At 66.6% G+C, this 25,230-nt stretch carries 26 protein-coding genes; 18 read left to right on the top strand and 8 right to left on the bottom strand.

Annotated elements, in window-relative coordinates; all coding sequences use genetic code 11:
* The first annotated feature begins 16 nt into the window (after nt 1–16).
* Both dnaJ and IFT55_RS02270 read left to right on the top strand, forming a co-directional pair.
* Nucleotides 17–1,141, top strand: a complete 1,125-nt coding sequence (dnaJ, locus tag IFT55_RS02275) for a molecular chaperone DnaJ (RefSeq protein WP_192088759.1) — start codon at nt 17–19, stop codon at nt 1,139–1,141.
* Nucleotides 1,134–1,616, top strand: a complete 483-nt coding sequence (locus IFT55_RS02270) for a GNAT family N-acetyltransferase (protein ID WP_192088758.1) — start codon at nt 1,134–1,136, stop codon at nt 1,614–1,616. The genes dnaJ and IFT55_RS02270 overlap by 8 nt, the downstream gene beginning before the upstream one ends.
* Nucleotides 1,617–1,634: 18 nt before the next feature.
* On the opposite strand, the gene IFT55_RS02265 is transcribed toward IFT55_RS02270, so the two are convergent.
* Together IFT55_RS02265 and purB are read right to left on the bottom strand one after the other, a co-directional pair.
* On the bottom strand, nt 1,635–3,164 hold the full coding sequence (locus tag IFT55_RS02265; RefSeq protein ID WP_249403528.1) for a DUF389 domain-containing protein: 1,530 nt from the start codon (nt 3,162–3,164) through the stop codon (nt 1,635–1,637).
* A gap of 50 nt (nt 3,165–3,214) precedes the next feature.
* Entirely contained in the window at nt 3,215–4,525 is a 1,311-nt protein-coding gene (gene purB / locus IFT55_RS02260; RefSeq protein WP_192088757.1) for an adenylosuccinate lyase, read from the bottom strand.
* 209 nt (nt 4,526–4,734) lie between these two features.
* Here purB and IFT55_RS02255 point away from each other — a divergent pair, with 209 nt between their 5' ends.
* Nucleotides 4,735–5,223: an EF-hand domain-containing protein gene (locus IFT55_RS02255; RefSeq protein WP_192088756.1), complete on the top strand. Its 489-nt coding sequence runs from the start codon at nt 4,735–4,737 to the stop codon at nt 5,221–5,223.
* Nucleotides 5,224–5,282: 59 nt separating this feature from the next.
* Here IFT55_RS02255 and IFT55_RS02250 read toward each other — a convergent pair whose 3' ends face one another.
* Both IFT55_RS02250 and radC read right to left on the bottom strand, forming a co-directional pair.
* Nucleotides 5,283–5,861 (bottom strand): sugar O-acetyltransferase, encoded by a 579-nt coding sequence (locus IFT55_RS02250; protein WP_192088755.1) that lies wholly within the window; start codon nt 5,859–5,861, stop codon nt 5,283–5,285.
* Nucleotides 5,858–6,541 (bottom strand): RadC family protein, encoded by a 684-nt coding sequence (gene radC / locus IFT55_RS02245; RefSeq protein ID WP_192088754.1) that lies wholly within the window; start codon nt 6,539–6,541, stop codon nt 5,858–5,860. The genes IFT55_RS02250 and radC overlap by 4 nt, the downstream gene beginning before the upstream one ends.
* A gap of 139 nt (nt 6,542–6,680) precedes the next feature.
* Here radC and IFT55_RS02240 point away from each other — a divergent pair, with 139 nt between their 5' ends.
* The 12 genes from IFT55_RS02240 to uvrC all read left to right on the top strand — a co-directional run bounded on the left by IFT55_RS02240 (nt 6,681) and on the right by uvrC (nt 17,662).
* On the top strand, nt 6,681–9,845 hold the full coding sequence (locus tag IFT55_RS02240) for a YdbH domain-containing protein (RefSeq protein WP_342029208.1): 3,165 nt from the start codon (nt 6,681–6,683) through the stop codon (nt 9,843–9,845).
* 29 nt (nt 9,846–9,874) lie between these two features.
* Nucleotides 9,875–10,036, top strand: a complete 162-nt coding sequence (locus tag IFT55_RS02235; protein WP_249403527.1) for a YnbE family lipoprotein — start codon at nt 9,875–9,877, stop codon at nt 10,034–10,036.
* Between the two features lie 2 nt (nt 10,037–10,038).
* Nucleotides 10,039–10,422: a YdbL family protein gene (locus IFT55_RS02230; RefSeq protein WP_192088752.1), complete on the top strand. Its 384-nt coding sequence runs from the start codon at nt 10,039–10,041 to the stop codon at nt 10,420–10,422.
* Between the two features lie 245 nt (nt 10,423–10,667).
* Nucleotides 10,668–10,988 (top strand): AtpZ/AtpI family protein, encoded by a 321-nt coding sequence (locus IFT55_RS02225; protein ID WP_192088751.1) that lies wholly within the window; start codon nt 10,668–10,670, stop codon nt 10,986–10,988.
* A gap of 36 nt (nt 10,989–11,024) precedes the next feature.
* Entirely contained in the window at nt 11,025–11,810 is a 786-nt protein-coding gene (locus IFT55_RS02220; RefSeq protein WP_192088750.1) for a F0F1 ATP synthase subunit A, read from the top strand.
* Nucleotides 11,811–11,850: 40 nt separating this feature from the next.
* Nucleotides 11,851–12,078, top strand: coding sequence for a F0F1 ATP synthase subunit C (locus IFT55_RS02215; RefSeq protein ID WP_192088749.1), 228 nt, complete (start codon nt 11,851–11,853; stop codon nt 12,076–12,078).
* Nucleotides 12,079–12,194: 116 nt separating this feature from the next.
* Complete coding sequence (locus tag IFT55_RS02210) at nt 12,195–12,686, top strand: F0F1 ATP synthase subunit B family protein (protein WP_192088748.1); 492 nt, start codon at nt 12,195–12,197, stop codon at nt 12,684–12,686.
* Nucleotides 12,679–13,311 (top strand): F0F1 ATP synthase subunit B family protein, encoded by a 633-nt coding sequence (locus tag IFT55_RS02205; RefSeq protein WP_192088747.1) that lies wholly within the window; start codon nt 12,679–12,681, stop codon nt 13,309–13,311. Before IFT55_RS02210 ends, IFT55_RS02205 begins: the two co-directional genes overlap by 8 nt.
* A 123-nt stretch (nt 13,312–13,434) precedes the next feature.
* Nucleotides 13,435–13,755: a DMT family transporter gene (locus tag IFT55_RS02200; protein ID WP_192088746.1), complete on the top strand. Its 321-nt coding sequence runs from the start codon at nt 13,435–13,437 to the stop codon at nt 13,753–13,755.
* 599 nt (nt 13,756–14,354) lie between these two features.
* Nucleotides 14,355–14,672: a hypothetical protein gene (locus tag IFT55_RS02195; RefSeq protein ID WP_192088745.1), complete on the top strand. Its 318-nt coding sequence runs from the start codon at nt 14,355–14,357 to the stop codon at nt 14,670–14,672.
* 4 nt (nt 14,673–14,676) lie between these two features.
* Nucleotides 14,677–15,666, top strand: a complete 990-nt coding sequence (locus tag IFT55_RS02190; protein WP_192088744.1) for an oxidoreductase — start codon at nt 14,677–14,679, stop codon at nt 15,664–15,666.
* 58 nt (nt 15,667–15,724) lie between these two features.
* Nucleotides 15,725–17,662, top strand: a complete 1,938-nt coding sequence (uvrC, locus tag IFT55_RS02185) for an excinuclease ABC subunit UvrC (RefSeq protein ID WP_192088743.1) — start codon at nt 15,725–15,727, stop codon at nt 17,660–17,662.
* 13 nt (nt 17,663–17,675) lie between these two features.
* On the opposite strand, the gene IFT55_RS02180 is transcribed toward uvrC, so the two are convergent.
* Nucleotides 17,676–17,846: a hypothetical protein gene (locus tag IFT55_RS02180; protein WP_192088742.1), complete on the bottom strand. Its 171-nt coding sequence runs from the start codon at nt 17,844–17,846 to the stop codon at nt 17,676–17,678.
* A gap of 248 nt (nt 17,847–18,094) precedes the next feature.
* Here IFT55_RS02180 and IFT55_RS02175 point away from each other — a divergent pair, with 248 nt between their 5' ends.
* Together IFT55_RS02175 and IFT55_RS02170 are read left to right on the top strand one after the other, a co-directional pair.
* The gene (locus IFT55_RS02175) at nt 18,095–20,413 is read left to right on the top strand and encodes a TonB-dependent receptor (protein ID WP_446740696.1); all 2,319 of its coding nucleotides are present in this window, start codon (nt 18,095–18,097) and stop codon (nt 20,411–20,413) included.
* Between the two features lie 35 nt (nt 20,414–20,448).
* The gene (locus IFT55_RS02170) at nt 20,449–22,101 is read left to right on the top strand and encodes an alkaline phosphatase D family protein (RefSeq protein ID WP_192088740.1); all 1,653 of its coding nucleotides are present in this window, start codon (nt 20,449–20,451) and stop codon (nt 22,099–22,101) included.
* Nucleotides 22,102–22,104: 3 nt separating this feature from the next.
* On the opposite strand, the gene IFT55_RS02165 is transcribed toward IFT55_RS02170, so the two are convergent.
* The gene (locus IFT55_RS02165; RefSeq protein ID WP_192088739.1) at nt 22,105–22,965 is read right to left on the bottom strand and encodes a glutamine amidotransferase-related protein; all 861 of its coding nucleotides are present in this window, start codon (nt 22,963–22,965) and stop codon (nt 22,105–22,107) included.
* A 153-nt stretch (nt 22,966–23,118) separates the two neighbouring features.
* On the opposite strand from IFT55_RS02165, the gene IFT55_RS02160 reads away from it, so the two are divergent.
* Entirely contained in the window at nt 23,119–23,490 is a 372-nt protein-coding gene (locus IFT55_RS02160; RefSeq protein WP_192088738.1) for a cupin domain-containing protein, read from the top strand.
* 57 nt (nt 23,491–23,547) lie between these two features.
* On the opposite strand, the gene IFT55_RS02155 is transcribed toward IFT55_RS02160, so the two are convergent.
* The gene (locus IFT55_RS02155) at nt 23,548–24,174 is read right to left on the bottom strand and encodes a DUF4198 domain-containing protein (RefSeq protein WP_192088737.1); all 627 of its coding nucleotides are present in this window, start codon (nt 24,172–24,174) and stop codon (nt 23,548–23,550) included.
* A gap of 138 nt (nt 24,175–24,312) precedes the next feature.
* A complete protein-coding gene (locus tag IFT55_RS02150) occupies nt 24,313–25,110 on the bottom strand; it encodes a hypothetical protein (RefSeq protein WP_192088736.1) in 798 nt (265 codons plus the stop codon).
* Nucleotides 25,111–25,230: the final 120 nt, after the last annotated feature.

Below are 25,230 nucleotides of genomic sequence, written 5' to 3'. Positions count from 1 at the left end.
CTTTGAGGGCTGTTCGATGAGCACCGAAGTCGATTATTACGAGCTGCTCGAATGCGAGCGCACCGCCGACGCGGCGACGATCAAGACGTCGTACCGTCGTCTGGCGATGAAGTTCCACCCCGACAAGAATGCCGGGTGCAAGGACAGCGAAGCGAAATTCAAGGCGGTCAGCGAAGCCTATGACTGTCTGAAGGACCCGCAAAAGCGCGCGGCGTACGACCGGATGGGCCATGCGGCGTTCCGGCAGGGCGGGGCCGGCGGCGGCGGCGGTCAGGACTTCAACGGCTTTTCCGATATTTTCGAAAGCGTGTTCGGCGAATTCATGGGCGGCGGCGGCGGGCGACAGGGTCGTGCCGGGCCGCGTCGCGGGGCCGATCTGCGCTACGACATGGAAATCTCGCTGGACGAGGCGTATCACGGCAAGCGGACCGAAATCACGGTCGACGTGTCGACGCAGTGTGGTCCGTGCGGCGGCGGTGGTGCCGCGCCGGGTACGGCGGCGAGGATGTGCCAGACCTGTGCCGGACACGGCAAGGTCCGGGCGCAGCAGGGATTCTTCGTGGTCGAACGGGCGTGCCCGACGTGTCACGGCGCGGGGCAGGTCATCACTGATCCGTGTCCGGTCTGCCATGGCGAGGGCCGGGTCGAACAGACCAAGACGCTGGAAGTCAACGTGCCGCCCGGCGTGGACGAGGGCACGCGCATCCGGCTGACCGGCAATGGCGAGGCGGGCGCGCGCGGCGCACCGTCCGGCGACCTGTATATCTTCCTGCACATCAAGCGGCATGCGCTGTTCGAACGGGAAGGCACGACGTTGCATGCGCGCGCACCGATCAGCTTCACGACCGCTGCATTGGGTGGGGTGATCGACATCCCCGGACTGGACGGGGCCAAGCATACCGTCCGTATTCCGGCCGGCATCCAGTCGGGCAAGGAACTGCGCCAGCGCGGCGCGGGCATGCCGGTGCTGCAGGGGCGGGGTCATGGCGACATGGTTATCCATATCGAGGTCGAGACGCCGACCCGCCTGTCGTCGCGGCAGAAGGAACTGCTCGAAGCGTTCCGCGAAACCGAAACCGGCGAGGAATGCCCGGAATCGAGCGGCTTTTTCGGGCGGCTGAAAACGGCGCTTGGTGGCTGATTGGCGTAGGGCGATGGCGGCGGATGCGCCGGCCATCGCCACGCTCGCCCGCGCCGGACTGGGCGCGTATGGCGAGGCGGCCGAGCTGTATGCCGAACGCATCGCGCTGGCCCCGGACGGGTGTTTTGTCCTGACCGACGGCGACGCGATCCTCGGCCATTGCATCAGTCATCCATGGATGCGGTTCGCGCCGCCCGCGATGCACACCACGCTGGGCGCGATCCCGGCGGCGGCGGACTGCTGGTATCTTCATGACGTGGTCGTCGCGCCGGAGGGGCGGGGGGAACAGGCGGTCGAGCGCCTGCTGCCGACCCTTGCCGCCAATGCCGCCGATCAAAGTATTGCGACGCTGGCCCTGATCGCGGTCGGTGGTGCCGATGGTTATTGGGCGCGACAGGGTTTCGTCGCGGTCCCCGGTGGCGCGGCGGGGTTCGGGGACGATGCGGTTTATATGGAGCGCGCCGTCAAAGGGTGATCCGGTGGGTTCGCGTCGCTATCGCACCGTCGGAGGTTCCGGTCCGTCGTTCGGCGCAGTCGGTCGCGACGGGCCTTCCGGTTCATTCCATCGCAGTCGTATCGGACCGCCGGCCATGCCGGGGTCGGCACGCCCGCCGCGATCCGTGATCCCCGTTGCGATCGCACGACGTTGCGCCAAGGTTCCTCCATCGACGGCAAGCGGAAGGTCGCGCCGGGTCGATGCCCATGCCGCGACGCTCAACGCGGTGTCGTCGACGACCCCGGCCGTCACCGGAACCGGGGGCAGTTCCACGTCGACCGGCGGTGCGAGCAATACCTGCCAGTCGGGCAGTGCCTGCGCGGCGCGGGCTTCCAGCGCGCGATAGCCGGCCATGGGCAGGCCGGGCAACGCGCCCGCCGTTGCCGCCAGCAATCGTGACGCAGTGTCCGACCGGACCGTTTCGGGTGCGACTCCGGCGATCAGTGCTAGGTCGCTGACGGCGCGTTGCCGTCGCTGCGCCTCGCCCGCGCCCGCCGCGCTGCCGGCTCGGGCGATCTGTGCGGCTTCGACGCTGGCATCGTCGGGCATGACGTTGAGCTGATCGACGTGCATGTCGATCGGCTGCGACAGCCGTCGGCGCAGGGCCGCCGCCAGCACGCGGTCGGCGTCGGGATCGATGCGCGGAGTCAGGATGACCGCGCGGATACGGATCGGCCGGGCCGTGAAGTCGATGTCGAGCTGGCCCAGCCGCGACGCGTCGGGGAAGCGTTCGCTGATGGTTTCGCGGACCTGTCGCTGCGCCACCGCTTCGAACGCGATCTGGCGCAGCGCGGTGCCCAGCGGCACCGACAACAGGCCCAGCGCGACGACGAACAGGATTAGCTGCCAGCCGGTATGCTGCGGCGACAGGTGGCTGCCGAAGCCATAGACCCGCGCCACCAAAGCGGCGGTCAGCGCGATGGTGATGGCGTTGGTCAGGAACAGTAGCAGCGATCCGGCGAACACGGTCCAGTTGAGCGTCGCGATGCCGAACCCGACCACCACCAGCGGCGGCATCAGCGCGATGGCGATCGCGACGCCGACCACCGTGCCGCCACGGCCCCGGATCAGGGCATAGGCGCCGGCGACCGCCGACAGCAGCGCGACGAGCAGGTCGAACAGCGTCGGCCGCGTCCTGCCCGCGATCTCGCTGGTGATCGTCTGGATCGGCGACAGCGCAACGCAGACGACCGACAGCGCGACCGCGAGCAGTGCGCCGACCAGCAACGCGGTCGCCGCCCGGCGAATCTCGCGGGTATCGACGGTCGCGATGCCGAATCCGAGGCCGATGATCGGCATCATCAGCGGCGACAGCAGCATCGCGCCGATCAGCACCGCGACCGACGGCATCAACAGGCCGAGCAGCGAGATGGCGGCGGAGATGACGATCAGGAACGCGTACCGCCCGCTCCAACCCGAATCCTCCGCGATCTGGCGCAGGATCGCGTCGTGATCGACACCGCCGACCGCCCATAGCGACCACCAGCGCCGAAGGCGTCCGCGGTCCTGCACCGTCTCCATCGTCATCTGTCGTCGTTACCCGTTGTCCGGGGCGGGGCTGGTAGCCGGGCCATCGCTTACGCCGCCCCGAACACCCGCGCGAAGATCGTGTCGACGTGCTTGTAGTGGTAATCGAGGTCGAAGCGGCTCTCGATCTCCTCGACAGACAGCGCGGCCGCGACGTCGGCATCCGCCTTCAGCAGTTCGAGCAGCGACAGTTCGCCGTCCGATTCCCACACCTGCATCGCGTTGCGCTGGACATAGCGGTACGCGTCCTCGCGGCTGACGCCGGCCTGGGTCAGCGCCAGCAGCACACGCTGCGAATGGACGAGACCGCCCATCTTGTGCAGGTTCTTGGCCATGCGCGCAGGATAGACGACCAGCTTGTCGATCACACCGGTCAAGCGGGCGAGCGCGAAGTCGAGCGTGATGGTGGCGTCGGGACCGATATAGCGTTCGACCGACGAATGGCTGATGTCGCGTTCATGCCACAGCGCGACGTTTTCCAGCGCGGGTGTGACATAGCCGCGCACCATGCGGGCAAGGCCGGTCAGGTTTTCGGTCAGCACCGGATTGCGCTTGTGCGGCATCGCCGACGACCCCTTTTGCCCCGGCGAGAAATATTCCTCCGCCTCCAGCACTTCGGTGCGTTGCAGGTGACGAATCTCGGTGGCGAGCCGCTCGATCGAGCCGGCGATCACGCCCAGCGTCGCGAAATACATCGCATGCCGATCGCGCGGAATGACCTGTGTCGACACCGGTTCGACCGTCAGGCCCATCTTTGCCGCGACATGCGCCTCGACCGCGGGGTCGATATTGGCGAAGGTGCCGACCGCGCCCGAGATGGCGCAGGTCGCGACTTCGGCGCGCGCGTTGACGAGGCGGGTGCGGCAGCGGTCGAATTCGGCATAGGCCTGTGCCAGCTTCAGGCCGAACGTCACCGGTTCGGCATGGATGCCGTGGCTGCGCCCGATGGTCGGGGTCAGCTTGTGTTCGCGTGCGCGGCGTTCGATCACCACCAGCAGCGCGTCGAGATCGGCGAGCAGGATGTCAGACGCCCGGGCAAGCTGCACCGCCAGCGCGGTGTCGAGCACGTCGGAGCTGGTCATCCCCTGATGCAGGAAGCGCGCTTCGGGGCCGGTGCGTTCGGACACGTGCGTCAGGAAGGCGATGACGTCGTGCTTCGTTTCCGCTTCGATCGCATCGATCCGGTCGACGTCGAAGTCGGCGTCGTTCGATGCCCAGATCTTTGCCGCCGCCTCGCGCGGGACCACGCCCAGATCGGCGAGCGCGTCGGTGGCGTGCGCCTCAATCTCGAACCAGATGCGGAATCGGGTCTGGGGTTGCCACAGCGCGACCATGGCGGGGCGGGAATAGCGCGGAATCATCGGATGCCTTTCGGAAAGGGGCGAACGCTTGGCCGCGCCATAGCAACAGGTTGCGGGCGAATCGAGCCTGTCGTGCGATAGAAGAAGCTAAAAAAGGGGTTCAAACGAGACCGAAACGACCTAGATTGGTTGGGTCGTCGCATAGTCGTTCCGATGCATCGTCGGATTATGCGATAAGTACACGAACCAATCCGTAAAGGAGTAATTCGATGATGAAGCGTATTCTTCTCGCCAGTGCCGTCCTGATGTCGACCCCTGCATTTGCGCAGGATGCCGCACCGGCGCAGACCACTGTTGCCCCCGCACAGACGGTGCCCGGTGCACCCGCCACGACTGCACCCGAGGAAGCATCGGACGTGATCGGCGCGACACCGGCCGCCCCCGCTACGCAGCCCGATCCGGCAACGCAGACCGCGCAGACCACCGCCGAAGCGGGCCAGCCCGCCACTGGAACGCAGATCGCGCAGATCGTCGAGGCGGAATTCCCGAAGTACGACAAGGACGGGAAGGGCCAGCTGACCGAGCGACAGTTCGGCGAATGGATGGTCGCATTGCGATCGGCGAGCGAGCCGGAGGTGACCGCCGACAAGCCTGAGGTGAAGGCGTGGGTGAAGCAGGCGTTCGCATCGGCCGATGCAGACAAGTCGAAGGCGGTGTCAAAGGCAGAGTTGACGCAGTTCCTGAGCCGGAGCGCGTAACCGCCTGAGATCACCGAACGAGCATGGCCGCCGGGAGCGATCCCGGCGGCCGTTTCGCGTCAGCGGTCCGTGTCGGACCGGGCAGTTCCGGTCGGATTCAGCATTCTTGCCGGATTACCGACGACAGTCGCGCCCGGCGCGACATCGCGGGCGACGACCGCACCCGCGCCGATCAGGGCGTCGTCGCCGATGGTCACGCCGGGCAGTAGAATCGCGCCGCCACCGATCCAGACGTTCGCGCCGATCGTCACCGGCCGACCATATTCGACCATTTGCGCGCGGACGGCAGGATCGCGGGGATGGTCGGCGGCAAGGATCTGCACCCCCGGACCGATCTGGGTCTTCGCGCCGATCGTGACGGCACAGACATCGAGAATGATACAGCCGAAATTGATGAAGACGTCATCGCCGACAGTGATGTTGTACCCGTAATCGATGCGGAACGGCGGGCGGATCGTCACCCCGTCGCCGACCGATCCGAGTTGTTCGCGCAGCAACGAAAGCCGTTCCGCCATGCCGAGCGAGCGGGAAACGTCGTACCGATCCATCCAGCGACAGGCGGCGAGCACGTCGGCGACGAGTTCGGGATCGCTGGCGTCGTACAGTTCACCCGCAATCATCTTCTCCTTTTCGGTCATAGCATTCCCTGTGCGCGCAGGCTGGTATGGCCGCGTGCGCCGATGATGAGATGGTCGTGCACCGCGATGCCCAGCGGCTTGCCGGCGGCGGCAATGGTGCGGGTCAAATCGATGTCCGCGCGGCTGGGGCTGTGGTCCCCGCTAGGATGGTTGTGGACGAGGATCAAGGCGGCGGAACCGAGATCGAGCGCCCGGCGGATGACTTCGCGGGTGTAGAGCGGCGCTTCGTCCACCGTCCCTTCCGCCACCAGTTCGTCGCGGATCAGCAGGTTGCGGCTGTTCAAATGGAGCACGCGGATGCGTTCCACGACGTGATGCGCCATGTCGGCGTGAAGATAGTCGAGCAGCGCCTGCCAGTTCGACAGGACCGGACGAGGGGCGACCTGTGCATGCAGCATGCGGATGGCGGCGGCCTGTACGATGCGGATCGCGGCGACGGGGGAATCGCCCATGCCGCTCACCTTGCCCAGCGCGACCGAATCGGCGGACAGCAGGCCGCCGATGCCGCCGAATTCGTGCAGCAGTGTCTTGGCCAGCGGCTTCGTGTCCCGGCGCGGGATGGCGAGCGTCAGCAGATATTCGATCAGTTCGTGGTCCAGCAACGTTTCGCCGCCGTGCATGAGCAGGCGTCCGCGCAGGCGGGCACGGTGGCCGGTGCCGTCGGTGTCTGGCGCGGTCATGACGGTGGCGTAGCGGATCGGCGGGACGGATTGAAGGTGCCGGGAGCCCGATTTTCGTTGCGCTGGCGGAACCGGTTCGCGCGCGCCGCGCTTGACCCTGGCCGGCGTTGCGCCGACGAACGGCGGCGATGGGTGTGGAGTGCGGGGTCTGAGCAGCGACGAAGGAGTGCCGGAGACGCCCGCACGCCCCGCCGGGGGCCGGCGACGCACGTTCGCGCGTGTCCTATTGGTGGTCGTGCTGATCGTGCTGGCGCTGGCCGCGTTGCTGTGGACGCAGCGGCGGACGATCGCCGACGGGTTCGTGCGGCGGGAGCTGGAGCGGCGCGGGGTGCAGGCGCGCTACCGTGTCGCGCAGATCGGGCTGGGACGGCAGCGGCTGGTCGACGTGGTGCTGGGTGATCCGCGAGCGCCCGACCTGGTTGCCGACTGGATCGACGTCGATACTGATATCGGGCTGAACGGTGCCAGCGTGACCGGCGCACGCGCGGGGCAGGTCCGGTTGAACGCGACGTTGCGTCCCGACGGGACGGTATCGTTCGGACAGATCGACAAACTGCTGCCGCCACCGTCGGGCAAGCCTTTCACATTACCCGATCTGAACGTCGCAGTGAACGACGGACGTATCCGGCTGACGACCCCGTACGGCGTGGTGGGCATGAAGCTGGCTGGGCGCGGAAAGCTGTCGGACGGGTTCACCGGCCAACTGGCGGCGGTAGCCCCGCGGCTGGCGTGGAACGGCTGTGCAGTCGATGGGACGATGGCGGCACTGTCGGTTCGGATCGTTCGGGGACAGGCAAGCGTGACCGGGCCGGTGCGGGCGCAGCGCGCGGGTTGCGGCGCGGTGCAGGTCGCGCGGCCCGCCACGACGCTCGACCTGATGCTGGGCGACCGGTTCGACCGGTGGCGTGGACAGGCGGCGGTGACGCTGGCAGCCATCACCGCGCCGACGACGCGGGTGGCGGATGTCACGGGGCGGATCGGCTTCGACGGCGGACGCGACGCGACACGCGGTACGATCGACCTGGCGTCGGGCGCGTTCGCAGTGCCACAACTGTCCGCCCGGCGGCTGGCGGTGGCGGGCCGCTATTCGATCGGCGGCGTGCCGGCGTTCGAAGGGCGGATCGCGGCGGACGGTGCGCAGATCGATGCGGCGCAGGTCGCGCGGCTGAGCGACGCGGCGGCGGGCACGCCGGTCGATCCGCTGGTGCGGGCGATGGCGGCGGCGGCGGTGCGCGCGGCGCGGCGGTTCGATGTGTCGGCGCAGGTGGCGGCACGTCCCCTTGCAGCGCGAATCGACCGGCTGGCGTTCGCGAGCGACAGCGGCGTTCGTGCTACGCTCGATGGCGGGCCGGTGCGGTGGGTGTCGGGAAAAGGGGCGACGCTGAACGGCGCGCTTTCGCTGGGCGGCGGCGGGATGCCGGAGGCCCGCGTGCGTCTGGCGCAGGCGGGGCCGGGGGCGGCGGTGACCGGGGAGGCGGTGGTGCGGCCCTATGCGGCCGGGGGTGCGCGGCTGGCGCTGACCCCGGTGCGGTTCGAGCGGTCGGCGGATGGAACGACGCGCATCGATACGGTGGCGACGCTGTCCGGTCCGCTGGGCGACGGACGGATCAATGGGCTGCGGATGCCGGTTGCGGCACGATGGGACGGGGCGGGGCGGCTGGCGGTCAATGCCGATTGTTCGGCGGTCGGGTTCGATCGGTTGCAGGTGTCGGGACTGATCCTCGACCCCGCACGGTTGCGGTTGTGCCCGGTCGATGGTGCGATGGTGCGGGTGACCGACGGACGGATCGCAGGCGGCGTGACGACCGGCGAGGTGGCATTGCAGGGACGGCTGGGCGTGACGCCGATCGCGCTGGCGGCGGCGCGCGCTCGCTTCGGGTTCAGCGGACGCGATTTCGCGCTGTCGGGCGTGAAGACCCGGCTGGGAACTACGGAGCGGTTGAGCGTACTGGATATCGCCACGCTGACCGGGCGGATCGCCACCGGGACCGTCGCGGGACGGTTCGAGGGCGGCGAGGGGCAGATCGGCAACGTGCCGCTGTTGATCCGCGAGGCGGCGGGCGCGTGGCGGCTGGCGGGCGGCGTGCTGTCGCTTGACGGCGGGTTGGGTGTGCGCGATGCCGATGCCGCCCCGCGTTTCGAACCGCTGCGCAGCGACGATTTCCGCCTGACGCTGAACGGCAACGATATTCGGGCGGGCGGGTCGCTGAAACACCCGGCCAAGGGGGTGAAGGTCGCCGACGTCGCCATCGCTCATGATCTGGGCAAGGGGACCGGCGATGCCATGCTGGCCGTACCCGGCATCGCGTTCAGCGACGGGTTCCAGCCGAACGAACTGACGCGATTGACGTTCGGCGTGGTGGCCGAAGTGAAGGGCAGCGTGTCGGGTTGTGGTGATATCGCGTGGACGCCCGGCGGGGTGACCAGCACCGGCGTGTTCCGCACGGCGGGCACCGACCTGGCGGCGGCGTTCGGACCGGTCACCGGACTGTCGGGCGAGATGCGGTTCACCGACCTGCTGGGCTTCGTCACCGCGCCGGGACAAGTGGCGACGATCGCCGAGGTCAATCCGGGTATCCCGGTCCCCGACGGGGTGGTGCGATACCAGTTGATCGAAGGTCAGCGGGTACGGATCGAGGGCGGACGCTGGCCGCTGGGCGGCGGCGAGATGACGCTTGATCCGACCGTGCTGGATTTCGGCACTGACCGGGAACGGCGGATGACGTTCCATGTCGCCGGAGTCGATGGCGGGCTGTTCCTGCAACAGTTCGAATTCGACAATCTGAACGCGTCGGGCGTGTTCGACGGCGTGCTGCCGATGATCTTCGACGCGAATGGCGGACGGATCGAGGGCGGCAAGCTGGAATCGCGCGGCGGCGGCAATTTGTCCTATGTCGGCGAAGTGACGAAGGAGGATGTCGGTTTCTGGGGCAATCTGGCGTTTCAGGCGCTGAAATCGATCGATTATCGCCGGCTCAACATCGAGATGGACGGGCCGCTGGCGGGCGAGATGGTGACCGCGATCCGCTTCGCCGGGGTCAGCCAGGGCGAGGGGACCAGCAGCAATTTCCTGATCCGGCGGCTGGCGAAACTGCCGTTCGTGTTCAACGTGCGGGTAAAGGCGCCGTTTCGTCAGCTGATCGATTCGGTGCAGAGCTATTACGATCCCGGCCGGTTGATCGAGCGCAACCTGACCGCGTTGCAGGCCGAGCAGAAGCGCCGCGAACAGGGACTGCCCCCGGCGCCATTGCCGACGACGAAAGACCCCGTCATTCAGCCACCCGAAAGCGAGACTGTGCCATGAGCGAAACGGTGACGACGATGCGAGCCTTGATGACCGGAGCCGTCGCGCTGGCGGCGGGGGGGTGCGTCAACGTATCCGCGCCCGACAAGCCCATCGTCATCAATCTGAACATCAACATCACGCAGGAAGTGGTGTATCGTCTTGATGGAGAAGCGAAGACGCTGATCCAGGACAATCCGGGGATATTCTGACCATGCATGGTTTCGTGAAGTTCGGTATCGCCGCCGCCGTCCTCGTCTCAGTCGGCGGGATCGCGGGAACGGCGTGGGCGCAGCGCGACCCGGCCTATCAGGCGGCACGCGCCGCGGGGCAGGTCGGCGAACAGCCCGACGGCTATCTGGGCGTCGTCGGCGGCGGTACGCCCGAGCTGCGCGCGCTGGTCGCCAACATCAACATCCAGCGCAAGGCGGCTTATACTCGCGGCGCGCAGGCCGGCGCGACCGTGGAACAGTTCGCGTTCGTCAGCGGATGCAATCTGGTCGCGCAGACAAAGCCGGGCGAGAAGTACAAGACGCCCGGCGGATCATGGGAAACGCGCGGCAGCGGCCCGGCGCAGCGCGACCCGCGCTGCGTTTGACGATGGTAGGATAGCGGCTCTGTCGGCATCTGCGGGGACGGCTTTAGTGCGTTTCCGGTTGCGGCATCTGCCTCACGGACGGCCGCCCGCGGGCGGTCACCGTCGTCCCGTTCACCGTTCCGAAAGCTTGTCGCGCGAACGCTATGGTTGACTCGAAACCGTCACCTTCCTAAAGCGCGCCTGCCTTGGCGGGCTCGCCATCCGGCGTGTTCTTTGGCCCGACCGAATGGTCGTGGGGGGAGAGAATGGCGGAGAACGAGCCCGGACTGGACCCCTTGCCAGAAGATGCCCGCATCGCCGCGCTCGACGCACGGTTGAAGCAGGCGCAGACGGACGAGGCGATACGGAACGGCACGGCGCGCGAGGACGACGGGGAACGGAATTACCGCCTCGGCAATCGCGTGCTGGCCGAACTGATCGGGGGGATGGTCGGGGGAGCGGTGATCGGCGGTACGCTCGATTATCTGCTCGGCACCTCGCCATGGCTCCTGCTCGTGCTGCTGGCCCTCGGGATCGTCAGTGCGTTCAGGAACATCATCAGGATTTCGAACCGGCGTTCGGGCTAACATCCCGGGCGCCTTGGCATATCGGGGCGAAGCGACGTGGCGCAGGCAGGCAAGATCGATCCGATGCACCAGTTCGAGGTGCAGACGATCTTCAACATTCCGCTGGGCGACCACGTCGTGCCGTTCACCAATTCGGCATTGTGGATGATCGTTGCGGCGATCGCGCTGTTCGCGTTCATGATCGGCGGCCTTCGCCAGCAGGTCGTTCCGGGTCGCTGGCAGATGGCGGTCGAGGGCTTCACCGGCTTCATCGACAAGCTCCTGTACGCGAACATCGGCAAGGAAGGCCGCGCCTACCTGCCGTACGTCTTCTCGCTGTTCATGTTCATCCTGTTCGCCAACGTCGTCGGTCTGCTGCCGTTCGGCGTGGTCGGGCTGCATCCGTTCACCGTGACCAGCCACTTCACTGTTACCGGCGTGCTGGCGATCGCAAGCTTTTCGATCGTGCTGATCGTCGGGCTGTTCAAGCACGGCCTGCGTTTCTTCAGCCTGTTCGCGCCGAAGGGCACGCCGATCCCGGTGCTGCTGCTGGTCGCGCCGATCGAGTTCGTGTCGTTCATGGTGCGCCCGTTCAGCCTTGCGCTGCGGTTGTTCGTCGCGATGACCGCCGGGCACATCCTGCTGAAGGTGCTGGCGGGCTTCATCATCAATTCGACGAACACGGGCGTCGGCGTCGGCCTGTTGGTCAGCCTGCCTAGCTTCGCGCTGATGGTCGGCGTGTCCGCCCTCGAAATGCTGGTTGCCGGCGTGCAGGCATATGTCTTCGCGCTGCTGACCTCGCTGTACATCAACGATGCCGTGCACCTGCACGACCATCACTGATCCAACCCAACCTACCAATTTTTCCAAGGGAGTTTTCGACATGGAAGCAGACTCGATCAAGCTGCTCGGCGCCGGTCTGGCAGCGATCGGTGCGGGCCTCGCCGCACTGGGCGTGGGCAACGTGTTCGCCGCGTTCCTTCAGGGCGCGCTGCGCAATCCGTCGGCCGCTGCCAGCCAGCAGGGCAACATGTTCATCGGCTTCGCCGCAGCCGAGCTTCTCGGCCTGCTGGCGTTCGTCGTCGCCGTGCTGCTGATCTTCGTCGCCTGAACGCGACGTTCGGGGCGGGGCGCCGGCATCGGCGACCTGCCCCGGTTTCCGGTTCCTGACGGAACCGGTTTCGGCCGGGCATGTGTCCGGTCGACCAGAACAACACGGGACGTTTCATGCCGCAAATCGAGCAGCTCGCCGCGACCTGGGGGTCGCAGGTCTTCTGGCTGGTGCTGACCTTCGGCATCGTCTTCCTTGTCGTGGGCCTTGGCATGGTGCCGAAGGTACAGGGCACGGTCGACAAGCGGGACGACGGGATCGCCGCCGATCTCGCCGCCGCCGGACAGGCGCGCGCCGAAGCCGACGCGACCGAAGAGGCATGGCGCGTCCGCGAAAACGCGAGCCGGGAGGCGGCGCAGAAGCTGCTGGCCGAAGCTCGCGCCAAGGGTGCGGCGGCCACCGCCGAACGCCTTGCCGCCGCCAATGCCGAGGTGCAGGCGCGCGTCGATGCGGCGGAAGCCGACATCACCGCGCAGAAGCGCACCGCATTGGGCGAGATCGAGATCGTCGCCGCCCAGGCCACGCAGGACATCGTTGCCCGCGTTGCCGGGCTGAGCGTCAGCGAACAGGACGCGCACGGCGCGGTGAAGGCGGTGCTCCATGGCTAATCCGGCAAATCGCGGCGCGGGCGAACAGACGCTCAATCAGACGATCCACGACGAAGGTCTTCCGAAGACCGGGGTCGATGCCATCGAAAGCGAGCATGGCAGCACGGTCGGGGCGAACCACCCCGATCCGTCCGCGCTGGGCCTCGACGGCACCGGATGGGTCAGCGCGGCAATGCTGCTGTTCCTGATCGTGCTGGTGGTCAAGGGCGTGCCTGCGGTGATCGGTCGTCTGCTCGACGGACAGATCGCGGCGATCCGCAGCCGACTGGACGAAGCACGCACGCTGCGTGCCGAGGCCGAGGCGCTGCGCGATGAATATGCGTCGAAGATCGCCGGCATCGAGGCGCAGGCCGCGCAGATGGTCGCGCATGCCGAAGCGGAAGCACAGGGATTGCTGGCCAAGGCGGAGGCCGATGCCGCCGACCTGACCCAGCGTCGCGCACGGATGGCAACCGACAAGATCGCCGCCGCCGAACGTTCTGTCATCGCGGAGGTCCGCGCGACCGCAGCCGATGCGGCCGCAAAGGCAGCAACCGCGCTGATCGCCCAGCGCATGTCGGGCGATGCCGACCGCGCACTGGTCGACCGGACCATCGCCGGATTGGGCGGCAGCCGCCTGAACTGATCGTTTCTCCTGTTTGCGAAGACGCCGTCCCGCCGACCGGCCGGGCGGCGTTTCGCGTTCCGTGGCGTCTCTTCCGGGTTTCCGGCGCGCGGAATGGTTTCGAGCCCGCGCGAGGAGAATGACATGGCGTGGGCAATTCTGGCCGTTGCGGTCGTATGCGAGATCATCTGGGCGCTGAGCCTGAAATGGGCAGCGGGTCAGGGGACGCTGGCGGCGTCGGCGGTGCCGATCACGCTGTCGTTCGTGAATATGGGTCTGTTGGCGCTGGCGATGCGCGGCATTCCGGCGGGTACGGCCTATGCCGTATGGACCGGGTTGGGCGCGGTCGGGGTCATCATCGGCGGCGCGATCCTGTTTGGCGAACGTATTGCCCCGCTACAGGCCGGCTTTATGGTGCTGATCGTGATCGGCGTCGTGGGGACGAAGCTGTTCGCGCAGGCGTAGGGCCGACCGACGTTTGGCGCGGTGGGTGTCTGACACCTTGCATCGCCGTACCCCAGCCTGTCCCGCAGGAGAGACGACTTCAAGCCGGGTCCCCCGTCAGCGTGAACGGGTCGCCAGAGGCCCGCACGACCGTCACCCCGGACCGGTTCCTTGCTCGGATCAGCATTCAGCGCAGATGGCTTCCTTTCGTCACCGGCCCACGTACGGGGGCTGCCTGACCATCAGCGATGCGGATAGGGGCTGGACCGCCAACGAATACCTCGCGGTAGACCCGGGGAGCAGGTCCGGGGTGACAGTCCTGAAGGCAGTAGAAGCACCATCGCGCGGAATGTCGATCCGCGCGAGTGTGCTGGGCGGCGATCTTAGGTGGTCCAGCCGCTTGCCGCTTGCCGCTTGCCGCTTGCGGACTGGTGAGCCTGAAACCGGTCCGGGACGCCGGCATCAGGCCAATGTTGCACGGAATGGCAATCCGACGGAAAGCCGGGTTCCCGCTAAACGTCGATCCGCCCCGACGCGGATCGTCCGGGTGGCGCACTTGCGCGGCGCGGAACGTGCGTTACCGTGGCGCATGGATGTCGCGTCCACAGGAGAATTTCGTGATGAAGTTGCTATTCGCTGCCGCCGCGCTGATCGCCGCACCCGCAATGGCGCAGGATCACAGCGGCCATGCGCCCGCACCGGCTCCGGCAGCCGCGCCTGCCGCACCCGCCAAATTGACGGTCGACAGCACGATCGAGACGATCGCCGCCAACCCGAAGGGCAAGGCCGTGCTGGAAGCGCAGTTTCCCGGCATGATGGCGCATGAGTCGTATGCCATGTTCAAGGGGATGAGCCTGAAGCAGGTGCAACCCTATGCCAATGGCCGGATCACCGACGCCGATGTGGCGAAGGTCGCGGCCGAACTGGGCAAGCTGTAAGCCGATGGTGCGCGTCGGCCTGATCGGCTTCGGCCTTGCCGGCGCGTCCTTTCACGCGCCGTTGATCGCAGCCGTCGACGGCATGACGCTGACGGCGATCGCGACGTCGCGTGCGACCGATGCGTTCCCCGACGCACGGCGCGTCGCCGATCCGGCGGCGCTGATCGCGGACGCGACTATCGACCTGATCGTGATCGCAACCCCGAACGACAGCCATGCCCCGCTGGCACGTGCGGCAATCGCCGCGGGCCGGCACGTCGTCATCGACAAGCCGATCGTCCCGGATGCGGGGGAAGGGGATGCGCTGATCGCGGAAGCGGCGGCGGCGGGGCGGTTGCTCAGCGTGTTCCACAACCGGCGCTGGGACAGCGATTTCCGTACCGTCGAGCGGTTGGTGCGTGAAGACGCGCTGGGCGATGTGATGCTTGCCGAGTTTCGCTGGGATCGTTTCCGGCCCGCGATCAAGCCGGGCTGGCGCGAGCAGGCAGGACCGGGCAGCGGGCTGCTGTCGGATCTGGGACCGCATATGATCGATCAGGCGATCCGGTTGTTCGGAGCGCCGGACCACGCCGATGGCGACGTGGCGGTTCAGCGTGATGGCGCGGGCGTGGACGATTATTTCGAGATCGTGCTGCATTATGGCCGGCGGCGGCTGACGATCGGGTCGGCGTCGCTGGTCGCGGCCCCCCGACCGCGCTTTGCCTTGCACGGCACACGCGGCAGCTTCGTCAAATACGGCATCGATCCGCAGGAGGCAGTGTTGCGCGCGGGCGGCGCGCCGACCGATCCGGGATATGGCGTCGAGGACGTATCGGCATGGGGCGTGCGGACCGACGCCACCGGGCAGGAAACGCGCGTTCAGAGCGAAGTCGGCGACTGGCGGGCATTCTACGCCGGCATGCGCGATGCGATCCTGCACGGCGCGCCGGTGCCGGTCGATCCGGCCGACGCGGTGCTGGGACTGCGGATCATCGACGCAGTACGCGCTCGATAGACGTCGGGACGGTCGTCGACTCTGGCGGGCGCGGACGCGAGTCCCTAAATCGGTGACGATGTCGGAAACGCCCAACGCCCCCAATCGCTTCCATGAGGACAAGGCCAGTTACACGGTGCGCGGAAGCGACGCGCCCGATCTGGATGCCGGGGTCGCGGCGATCCGCAACGTGCTGGCGACGCTGCCGATCCGTCCGGGGGTGTACCGGATGCACGATGCGCGCGGCGACGTGCTGTATGTCGGAAAGGCGCGGGCGCTGCGCAATCGCGTCGCCAACTATACGCAGGTGTCGCGACTGACCAAGCGGTTGCAGCGGATGGTCGCGCAGACGCGGTCGATGACGATCGTGACGACGAACAACGAGGCCGAGGCGTTGCTGCTCGAAGCGCAGCTGATCAAACGCTATCGTCCGCCGTACAACGTGCTGTTGCGCGACGACAAAAGCTTTCCGTTCATCCTGTTGCGCGCGGACCACGACTTTCCGCGTATTCAGAAGCATCGTGGCGCGCGGCGGGCTAAGGGGGATTATTACGGCCCGTTCGCGTCGGCCGGGTCCGTGACGCAGACGCTGAACGCGTTGCAGAAACTGTTCCTGTTGCGATCGTGCACCGATGGCTTCTTCAAGACGCGCGATCGACCGTGCCTGCTGTATCAGATCAAGCGCTGCTCCGCGCCGTGCGTCGGGCGGATCGACGTCGCGGCCTATGCGGAACTGATCGGCGACGCGAAGGACTTTCTGGGCGGCAAATCGACCAAGGTGCAGGCGAAGCTTGGCCAGCAGATGCAGGCGGCGGCAGAGGCGATGGACTTCGAGCTGGCGGCGGTGCTGCGTGACCGGTTGAAGGCGCTGACCTTCATTCAGGGGTCGCAGGCGATCAATGCCGATGGCGTCGGCGATGCCGATGTGTTCGCCATGGCAGCACGCGAGGGGACGATCGGCATCCAGGCGTTCTTCATTCGCGGCGGACAGAATTGGGGGCATCGCAGCTTCTTTCCGGCGCATACCAGCGACGTGCCCGAGGACGAGGTGATGGCCGCGTTCCTGATGCAGTTCTATGAAGAAGTGCCGCCGCCGCGCAACGTGTTCGTCGATCGCGAACTGACGGAAGCCGGCATCCTGGCGGAAGCGATGGCCGAGCGTGCGGGGTTCAAGGTCGCGCTGTCGGTGCCCCAGCGCGGCGTACGGCGGCGGCTGCTCGATCAGGCGAAGCGCAATGCCGAGGAAGCGCTGGAACGGCGCAACGCCGAATCCACCACGCAGGCGAAACTGTTGCGCGAGGTCGCCGATTTGTTCGAACTGGAAGGACCGGCCGACCGGATCGAGGTCTATGACAACAGTCATATCCAGGGGTCGCATGCGCTGGGCGCGATGGTCGTCGCGGGGCCGGAAGGGTTCCGCAAAGGCCAGTATCGCAAGTTCAACATCCGCGACAAGGACACCATGCCGGGCGACGATTTCGGCATGATGCGTGAGGTGCTGACGCGCCGGTTTGCGCGCGCGCAGGAGGAAAACCCCGATCGGGTGCCGGATCGCGACGGCAATGGTTGGCCCGATCTGGTGCTGATCGACGGCGGTCGCGGACAGCTGAATGCGGCGAAGGCGGTGCTGGAGGATCTCGGGATCGAGGACGTGTGCATGGTCGGCGTCGCGAAGGGGCCGGACCATGGGCGCGAGGGGCGCGAGGTGTTCCACCTGATGGACGGGCGCGAACTGACGCTGCCGGTCAATTCACCGGTATTGTTCTATCTGCAACGGTTGCGCGACGAGGTGCATCGTTTCGTCATCGGCGCGCATCGCGACAAACGGTCGAAGGCGATCGGGGCCAGCCCGCTGGACGATGTGCCGGGTATCGGTCCGGCGCGGAAGAAGGCGCTGTTGATGCATTTCGGCACCGCGCGGGCGGTACGCAATGCCAGCCTGGAGGATCTGCAAAAGGCGCCGGGCGTGTCGAAGGCGATGGCGCAGGGCGTGTACGACTTTTTCCACGCCCGTTAGGATCAGGCACGTTTCAGGCGACGTGGCGGTGGATGTGACGGCGGATCATGCGCCAGCGCCGGGCTTCGTCGACATCGCCGTTGCGTGTTGCGGAAGCGACGCGGTGACCGGCGACCGTCTGGGCGGCGCGGCCGTGGCGGGCGACGAGGAAGATGGCATCCACTTGATCGGTCTGGTTCAGCATCGTTCTTCCTGGAAAGGTCGCGCAGTGAACGGTGCGGCCGCGTGCCTGTTCCCGCACGCGGCAAAGGTTCGTGGTTAACGCGAAGCCGTCGACGTGCGGGGAATGCCCGGCCTTCCGCGCGGTGCGATGGTTGAGGGCGACAGGCGGGTCGCACTGCCGACGCTGACCGTCGTCACGATGCCGTCATCGCCGCGTCGCGAAATCTTCACGCCGCACCGCCACTGCGCCCCTCATATCGATAGGGGTTGATGATGAAGCGTTTTTCGTTCGTTGCCGTGCTGCTTGCGTCCGCTGCGCCGGGTGCTGCGCTGGCGCAGGCATCGGTGCAGGACCGTGCCGCCGAGGAAGACGCGCGCGACGTCAACGAGATCCTCGTCACCGCGCAGAAGATCGAGCAGCGCGCCAAGGACGTGCCGATCACTATATCGGCGGTCACCGGCGAACGAATCGCCGAACTCGGCGTCGGCGATTTGGACGAATTGTCGAGCTACATCCCCGGGCTAAACATCCAGGAACAGAGCGCCAACAATCCCGGCATCGTCATCCGCGGCATCACGTCCGATTCGGGATCGTCGCAACAGGGGCCGCGCGTCACGCTATATTATAACGGCGTCGATATCTCGCGGTCGCGCGGGTCGTATCAGGCGATCTATGATCTGGAACGGGTCGAGGTCATCAAGGGGCCGCAAGCGACGTTGTTCGGCACCGCATCGGCGGTTGGCGCAATCAGCCTTACCTCCGCCCGCCCGCGCGAGGGATTTTCGGGCGCGCTGACCGGCGGGTACGGCAATTTCGACCAGACGCTGCTGTCCGGCTTCGTCAACGCCGGATCGGACGTGATCGCGGGTCGTGTGGCGTTCGAATGGAAGACGCGCGACGGCTATGTCGAAAACCTGTCGGCGCGGCAGGACGAGGATCTGTATGCGCAGGACCAGCTGGGCATTCGCGGCTCGCTGCGCTTCACGCCCGACGACGCGCTGACCGTCGACCTGATCGGGACGTTCGACCGCCAGCGGAACGGCGGCACCCCGTTCATATCGCGCGCGCTGCCGACTTCGGATGGTCCGGGCAACCCGTTCGGCCGCGCCAATCTGGACGGATCGCCGCTGTCGGCGGAGGTGCTGGGCGACGACCAGCTTGGGCTGAACCGCGAAGTGTACGACGTCAACGTGACTGCCAGCTACGACTTCGCCGACGGATGGAACTTCACCACGGTCAACGGCTATCGCCAGTTCGACAGCCGCGAAGTGTTCGATGCCGACGGGTCGGCGGCATGGTATCTCGAATTTGCCGAGAATGCGAAGGGATGGCAGGCCAGCCATGAAGGGCGGTTCAACTATGCCGACCCCCGCTGGCGCGCATCGTTCGGCTGGAACGTGTTCGTTGAGGACAATGCGCAGAGCGTGCCGTTTTCGTCGGAAGAGGGAACGTTCATCCAGTGCGCTACAGGCCGCATCGCCGATCTGGCCTGTATTGATGCCGCCGGTGTCGTTCAGGCGGTGGACGCCACACGAATATTGAGCGGTGGCCGGCTGACTGAGGTGCCCTACAGCTCGGTGTTCGAGAACAGCGGCGAGAATGACAGCTATTCGATGTTCGCCGACACGACGTGGATTCCCGTCCCCGCGCTGGAACTGACGGCGGGCGTCCGGGTGCTGATCGAACAGCGCAAGTCAGGCTATTTCGCGCGGGTGCCGCGCCCATTGCTCAACCCCACCGCGACTTCACTGGTCCCCGGCCAGATCGATACCGGCGGCCAGACTTTCGTCGCGCAACAAAGCTATGCCGCCGTGTTGCCGCGCTTCAACGCGCTGTTCCGCGTGTCCGATGCCGTCAACCTGTTCGCGACGGTATCGAAGGGGCGGCGTTCGCCGGTCGTGCAGCTCAGCGCCGCGCTGACAGGTGGCGTGCCGATCGCCAACCGACAACTGGTGCCCGAGGAGATCGTGTGGAACTACGAAGCCGGCGTAAAGGGCGGCATCGGCCCGGTGTCGGGATCGATCGGCGTCTATTACCAAAAATATGACGGGTTCCAGGTCAGCGTGCAGCAGGGCAACGGCACGTCGATCACGCAGAGCGCGGGATCGGCGGGCAATCTGGGCGTCGAGGGTGAGGTGAACCTCCGTGCCGCCCGCTGGCTGAACCTGTTCGGCAATGTCGGATACATCAAGGGCGGTATCGACAAGGACAACCGCTTCGCCCCGACCTTTTCGGGCGCGCGGTTCCGGTTGCAGCCCGAATGGCAGGCGGCGGCCGGCTTTACGCTCGACGCCCCGTTGGGCAACGGCATGCGCGTGTTCGCGACGCCCAGCGTGACGCATCGCAGCCGGATCTATTTCGAATTGCCCAACCGGATCGCGCTGTCGCAAGGGCCGGTAACGCTGGTCAACGCGCGCGCCGGGGTCAGCTTCGCCAACGACCGGTTCGAACTGGCCGGCTTCCTGCGCAACGCGTCCGACGAGGACTATCTGCTGGATGCGGGCAATACCGGTGGCGCGTTCAGCATTCCGACCTTCATCCCCGGCGAACCGCGCTTTTATGGCGCGCAACTGACCGCGCGGTTCTGATCCCAGACCTTCTTCGCACGAACGGAAGCACCGACATGACGATGATCGCACGACGCGGCGCACTGGCGCTGATCGGCAGCGGAACGGCGCTGGCCGTACCCGGTGCACTGACTGCACGCGACGGCGGAACCGGCCGCTTCGTGCACGGCGTGGCAAGCGGCGATCCTGCGCCCGACGGTGCGGTGTTGTGGACGCGGATCACGCCGGCGGCGGGCGGGGGGGACGTGCCGTTGCAATGGCATGTCGCCGATGGACCTGACGATGCCGCGCGCCGGTCGGGACAGGTCGTGGCACGCGCCACGGCGGATCATACCGCGAAGGTCGAGGTGGCCGGCCTGTCGCCCGGTCGCGAATATTGGTACTGGTTCACGACCGCGTCGGGCGATCGGTCCCCGGCGGGCCGGTTCCGTACCTTGCCGGTCGGTGCGGTCGGGCGGCTGGTGCTGGCGGTCGCGTCATGCCAGCTATATCCGGGCGGGTTGTTCAACGCCTATGCCGACATGGCGACGTTGCCGCAGCTGGATGCCGTCGTGCATCTGGGCGATTACATCTATGAATATGGGGCCGAAGGATATGGTGCGGAGATCGGGCGCAAGCTGAACCGGCTGCCCGATCCGCCGCACGAGATCGTCACGCTGGCGGACTATCGACGCCGCCATGCGCAGGTGAAGACCGACAGCGATCTTCAGGCGGCGCATGCCCGCGCGGCGTTCATCTGTGTGTGGGACGACCATGAAGTCGCGAACGACGGATGGGTCGGCGGTGCCGAGAATCACGATCCGGCGAAAGAAGGCGACTGGGCGGCGCGCAAGGCGGCGGCGATGCAGGCCTATTTCGAATGGATGCCGATCCGGGAGTCGCGCCGCGCCATGGGCCGGGCGGCGATCTATCGCAGTTTCGAATTCGGCGATCTGGCGACGCTGGCGATGGTCGAAACCCGGTTGCTCGCGCGATCCGAACAGGTCGCGTTCAAGGGGACGACGCCCGACCCGGCGCAGTTCGCCGCCGCCATCGCCGAACGCGCGCGGGGCGACCGGGAATTGCTGGGCGCGGAGCAGCACCGCTGGATGGAAGGCGTGCTGACCACATCGGTGCGCGCCGGCAAGCCGTGGCAGTTGCTGGGCAATCAGGTGGTGATGGCTCGCGTCGCCGGTCCCGATCCCCGCACGGTCGATGATGGCGGGCGGTTCGCGGGGCAGGTGGCCGCATTGCCACAGCCGTGGCGCACGCGGATCGAACAGTCGATCGCGGGCTATCGCGCCGGTCTGCCGTTTAATCTCGATGCATGGGACGGATATCCGGCGGCGCGCGAGCGGCTATATGCCGCGTTCCGTCGGGCAGGGACGCGCCCGATCGTGCTGTCGGGCGACAGTCATGCGGCGTGGTCGAACGATCTGTATGACGATGGCGGCACGCTGGTCGCGGCGGAATTCGGCGCGACGGCGGTCACCAGCCCGTCTTATGGATCGCTGCTGCCCGGACTGGGCGCGGTGCTGGCGAAGGCCAATCGCGAAGTGGCGTTCTGCGATCAGGATGCGAAGGGCTATACGATCGTGACGCTGACGCCCGACGCGGCGACCGCCGAGCATATTGCGCTGTCGACGGTGCTCGCCAAGCCGTTTACCCGGCAGATCGCCGCCGGGCACCGGATCATGGCGGGCAAGCGTGAACCGCTGACGCCGATGTGACCGTCAGTCCGTAGGCGGCACGGCTGCTTTCAGCGCAGGTGCGTGCGCGAGGAAGTTGCGCAGTTCGGTGCGGCGGCGGTGTTCCACCGCGAATTCGGCGTCGATGCCCAATATCCAGTGAAGCATTGGCCGGTCGGGCTCGCGGTGCAGCGCAGTCAAGCGGTCGGCGATTGCTGTCACGTCCGCCGGGCTTTCCGCCAGTCCTTGCTCGACCAGATCTTCCGCCTGCCGTTCGAGGGCAACGGCGATTTCACCCAGCGCCAGTTCGGGATGATATTGTACGCCCCAGAACACGCCGCGATCATGCCGAATCTCGACGGCCTGAACGGGTGTGACGGCATTGCCGGCCAGCAGCGTCGCACCGGATGGCAGGCGCTCGACCTCGTCGCCATGGATCGCGGGCGCGTCCCATGTTGGCGGGCGCCCCGCGAGTAACGGGTGCGCACGGCCCGCATCGGTCGCGGTGATGCGGCGACCGATGCCGGCTTCCATCCTGTGCGGCATCCGACGGACGGTGCCGCCGGCCGCCGCGACGGCGACTTGCAGCCCGGCGCACGAACCGAACGCTGGCGTACCGGACGCGAAGACTTGCCGCATGAAATCGATCTGGCGGTGGACCTCGGGGCGGTCCTCATACACGTGCAGCGGCGATCCGGTCAGGAACACTGCATCGAAGGCGGTCAGTTCGTGCGGTTCGTAGCGTTGCGCGTCCTCGTCCGCCGGTGCGACGATCGTGACGGTGCAGTCCGGGCTGAGCTGTTCGAGCGTGGCGGCATAGGTTTCGCCGGAACTCTTGCCAGCGCTTTCGCGGCGGGCTTCGCGTTCGTCGGGGGTTTCGCTTTCGGCAATCAGGAAATGGGGCACGATGGTCCTGCAACGATGGTGAACGGTGCGAACGCCGCAGCATCCGTTTTGTCCGACGCCGGCCCAAAAAAACTTTGCGAATCAGTATCCTGCCGCAACTGTGGAACTCCGCGCCCGTCCTTGCGCTGTGGCGTCTGCAACGGGAGACAGCGAATGGCCGTATTCAACAAGGATATCATCAAGTTGGTCGAGGCCAACGAATTCTTCCAGAAGGAAGTCTATCTGGACGAAAATTGCCAGGTGGTGATGATGCATATCGAGCCGGGCGACGAGATCGGCGAGGAAACGCACGATGCCGACCAGACGACCTTCTTCGTATCGGGCGAAGGTCAGACGCAGGTCGATGGCAGCCGTCAGAAGGTGAGCGAGAACCACCTGATCGTGATCCCGAAGGGCGCGAAGCACAACATCATCAACAAGGGTGACGGTCCGTTGAAGCTGTTCACCGTCTATTCGCCGCCGGCGGAAGAGCCGGGCGTCGCACACCGGACGAAAGCGGAAGCCGACGCGGCCGAAGAGGATTGATCGAAGGTCCCGAACCGGTTGCGATCGACGCGACCGGTTCGGGGCCGTCCGATCGGATCAGCCGACCACGAAACTGGTTGTCGTGATCCGGTGGACGGTATCGACCGCGCCGCCCGGCAGCGTCTGTCTACCGCTGTCCTTGGCAGCGGCGACCAGCAGGTAACGACCCTTCGCTGCCGTACCCACGTCGAGCATCCCGGCGGCATCGGTCGTCTGCTTGCTGGTCGACCGGTCGGGCGCGACGATCGTCACCTCGGTCGCGGCCATGGGCTTGCCGTCGCGCGTCACGGCGAAGCGATTGCCGCCGGCAGTGACCGGTGCGATTTCGAACGGGAGCCGTGCCGTGGCTTCGCTGCGGCCGGCGCGGGCATAATAGACCACGCCTTCGCGCGAGCCTGCCTCGCCCCACGGAGCAAACACATCGTCGTCCCATGCGCGGACGTCGCCCGGCGCAACGGCGACTTCGATGAAGCCGGTGCGGCGCTGCGACGCGCCGGTGGCGGGTGTCAGCAGACGTGGTGCCTTGAGCTTCGCGAATTCGGGATCGCCACCGGCGGGCGGCGCGTCGGCCGGTTCGCCCAGATAGATGCGGGCCGGACCGTCGCCGTCGCGTTCGATCCACACTTCGTGCGCCTGTGCCGTCGCGGGAAGGGCGAGCAGGGCGGCGAGCATCCAGGTTTTCATCGGCGGTTCTCCGGCGGCGGACGCACCATACGTCCGCGTCTGATATCGCGCCCTACGCCAAACAAGAATGCGAGTCATTAGCGATCACGTATAAGCCCGGGTGTCGCGCGGTACGGCGCGACACCCGGTTCACGCGGATCAGGCGGTAGGGTCGACCGATCCGGGGACGAAGGTCGAACCCGCCGTGCCGTAATAATAATAGGTTACGCCGTCGATGTCGTCCGATCCGAGATATTCGATCGAGCGCAGGCTGGATCCGGTGAAGCGAAGCTGGCCACCTGATCCGGCTTCCGCGTCGGTGACGTCGGGGCCGCCGACGCCCGACATGTCGAGCACGCGGTTGCGGGCGAATCCGATCGTGCCGTCGCCATTGCCGTCAAACAGCGCGCTGGTCGTGACCAGCAGGTCGTCGCTGCCGAAGTTCGCGATGGTGTCGCCGCCGAGGTTCAGGCCGAGCGCATTGTCCTGCAACAGGATCTTCGCACCGCCCGCCATGTCGAGCCGGTCGTTCGCGACCGTTCCCTCGACCACATTCTCCTGCCCGAACCGCGTCCACAACGCCCGCAGCGTTCCGCCGTCGGCATAGGCGAAACCGCCGTCCTTCGTGCCCAGATAGCGCAGTTCGGTGATCTCGTCGTTCCGGCCGGCGATCAGGATGTGATCGTTGCCGTCGAACCCGGGACCGGTGCGGTCGATGTCGATGATGCCATTGGGGCCAGCGGAAATAAAGTTGTCGCCGTTGCGATCATAGATCTGCACGCGCGTGATGATCGTGTCGTTGCTGTCGAAGCCAAGAAACGAATCATCGCCCACATTGCCATCGGCGAACACGAAGGTCGTTGCCCCGGCTGCGACATACACATCATCGGCATCGTTGGTGCCGATACCAACCACGCTGCTGCTGCGGATCAGCAGGCTATTGTCCCGAAATGCCATAAAACTCCCCATGATTCGATTGTTCTTCGCCCCGCCGCTACGTCGTTTTCACGCCGGTTGGTCGCACGGCCGGTGAACCGGGTGCGGCGTGCCTCGACGTGTTACGGTAAGCAGTCGCGG

It is taken from the genome of Sphingomonas sp. CFBP 13720 (assembly GCF_014842075.1).
Lineage (GTDB): Bacteria > Pseudomonadota > Alphaproteobacteria > Sphingomonadales > Sphingomonadaceae > Sphingomonas.
Note: the sequence above shows the minus strand (reverse complement) of the source record. Positions and strands in the feature narration are given on the sequence as shown.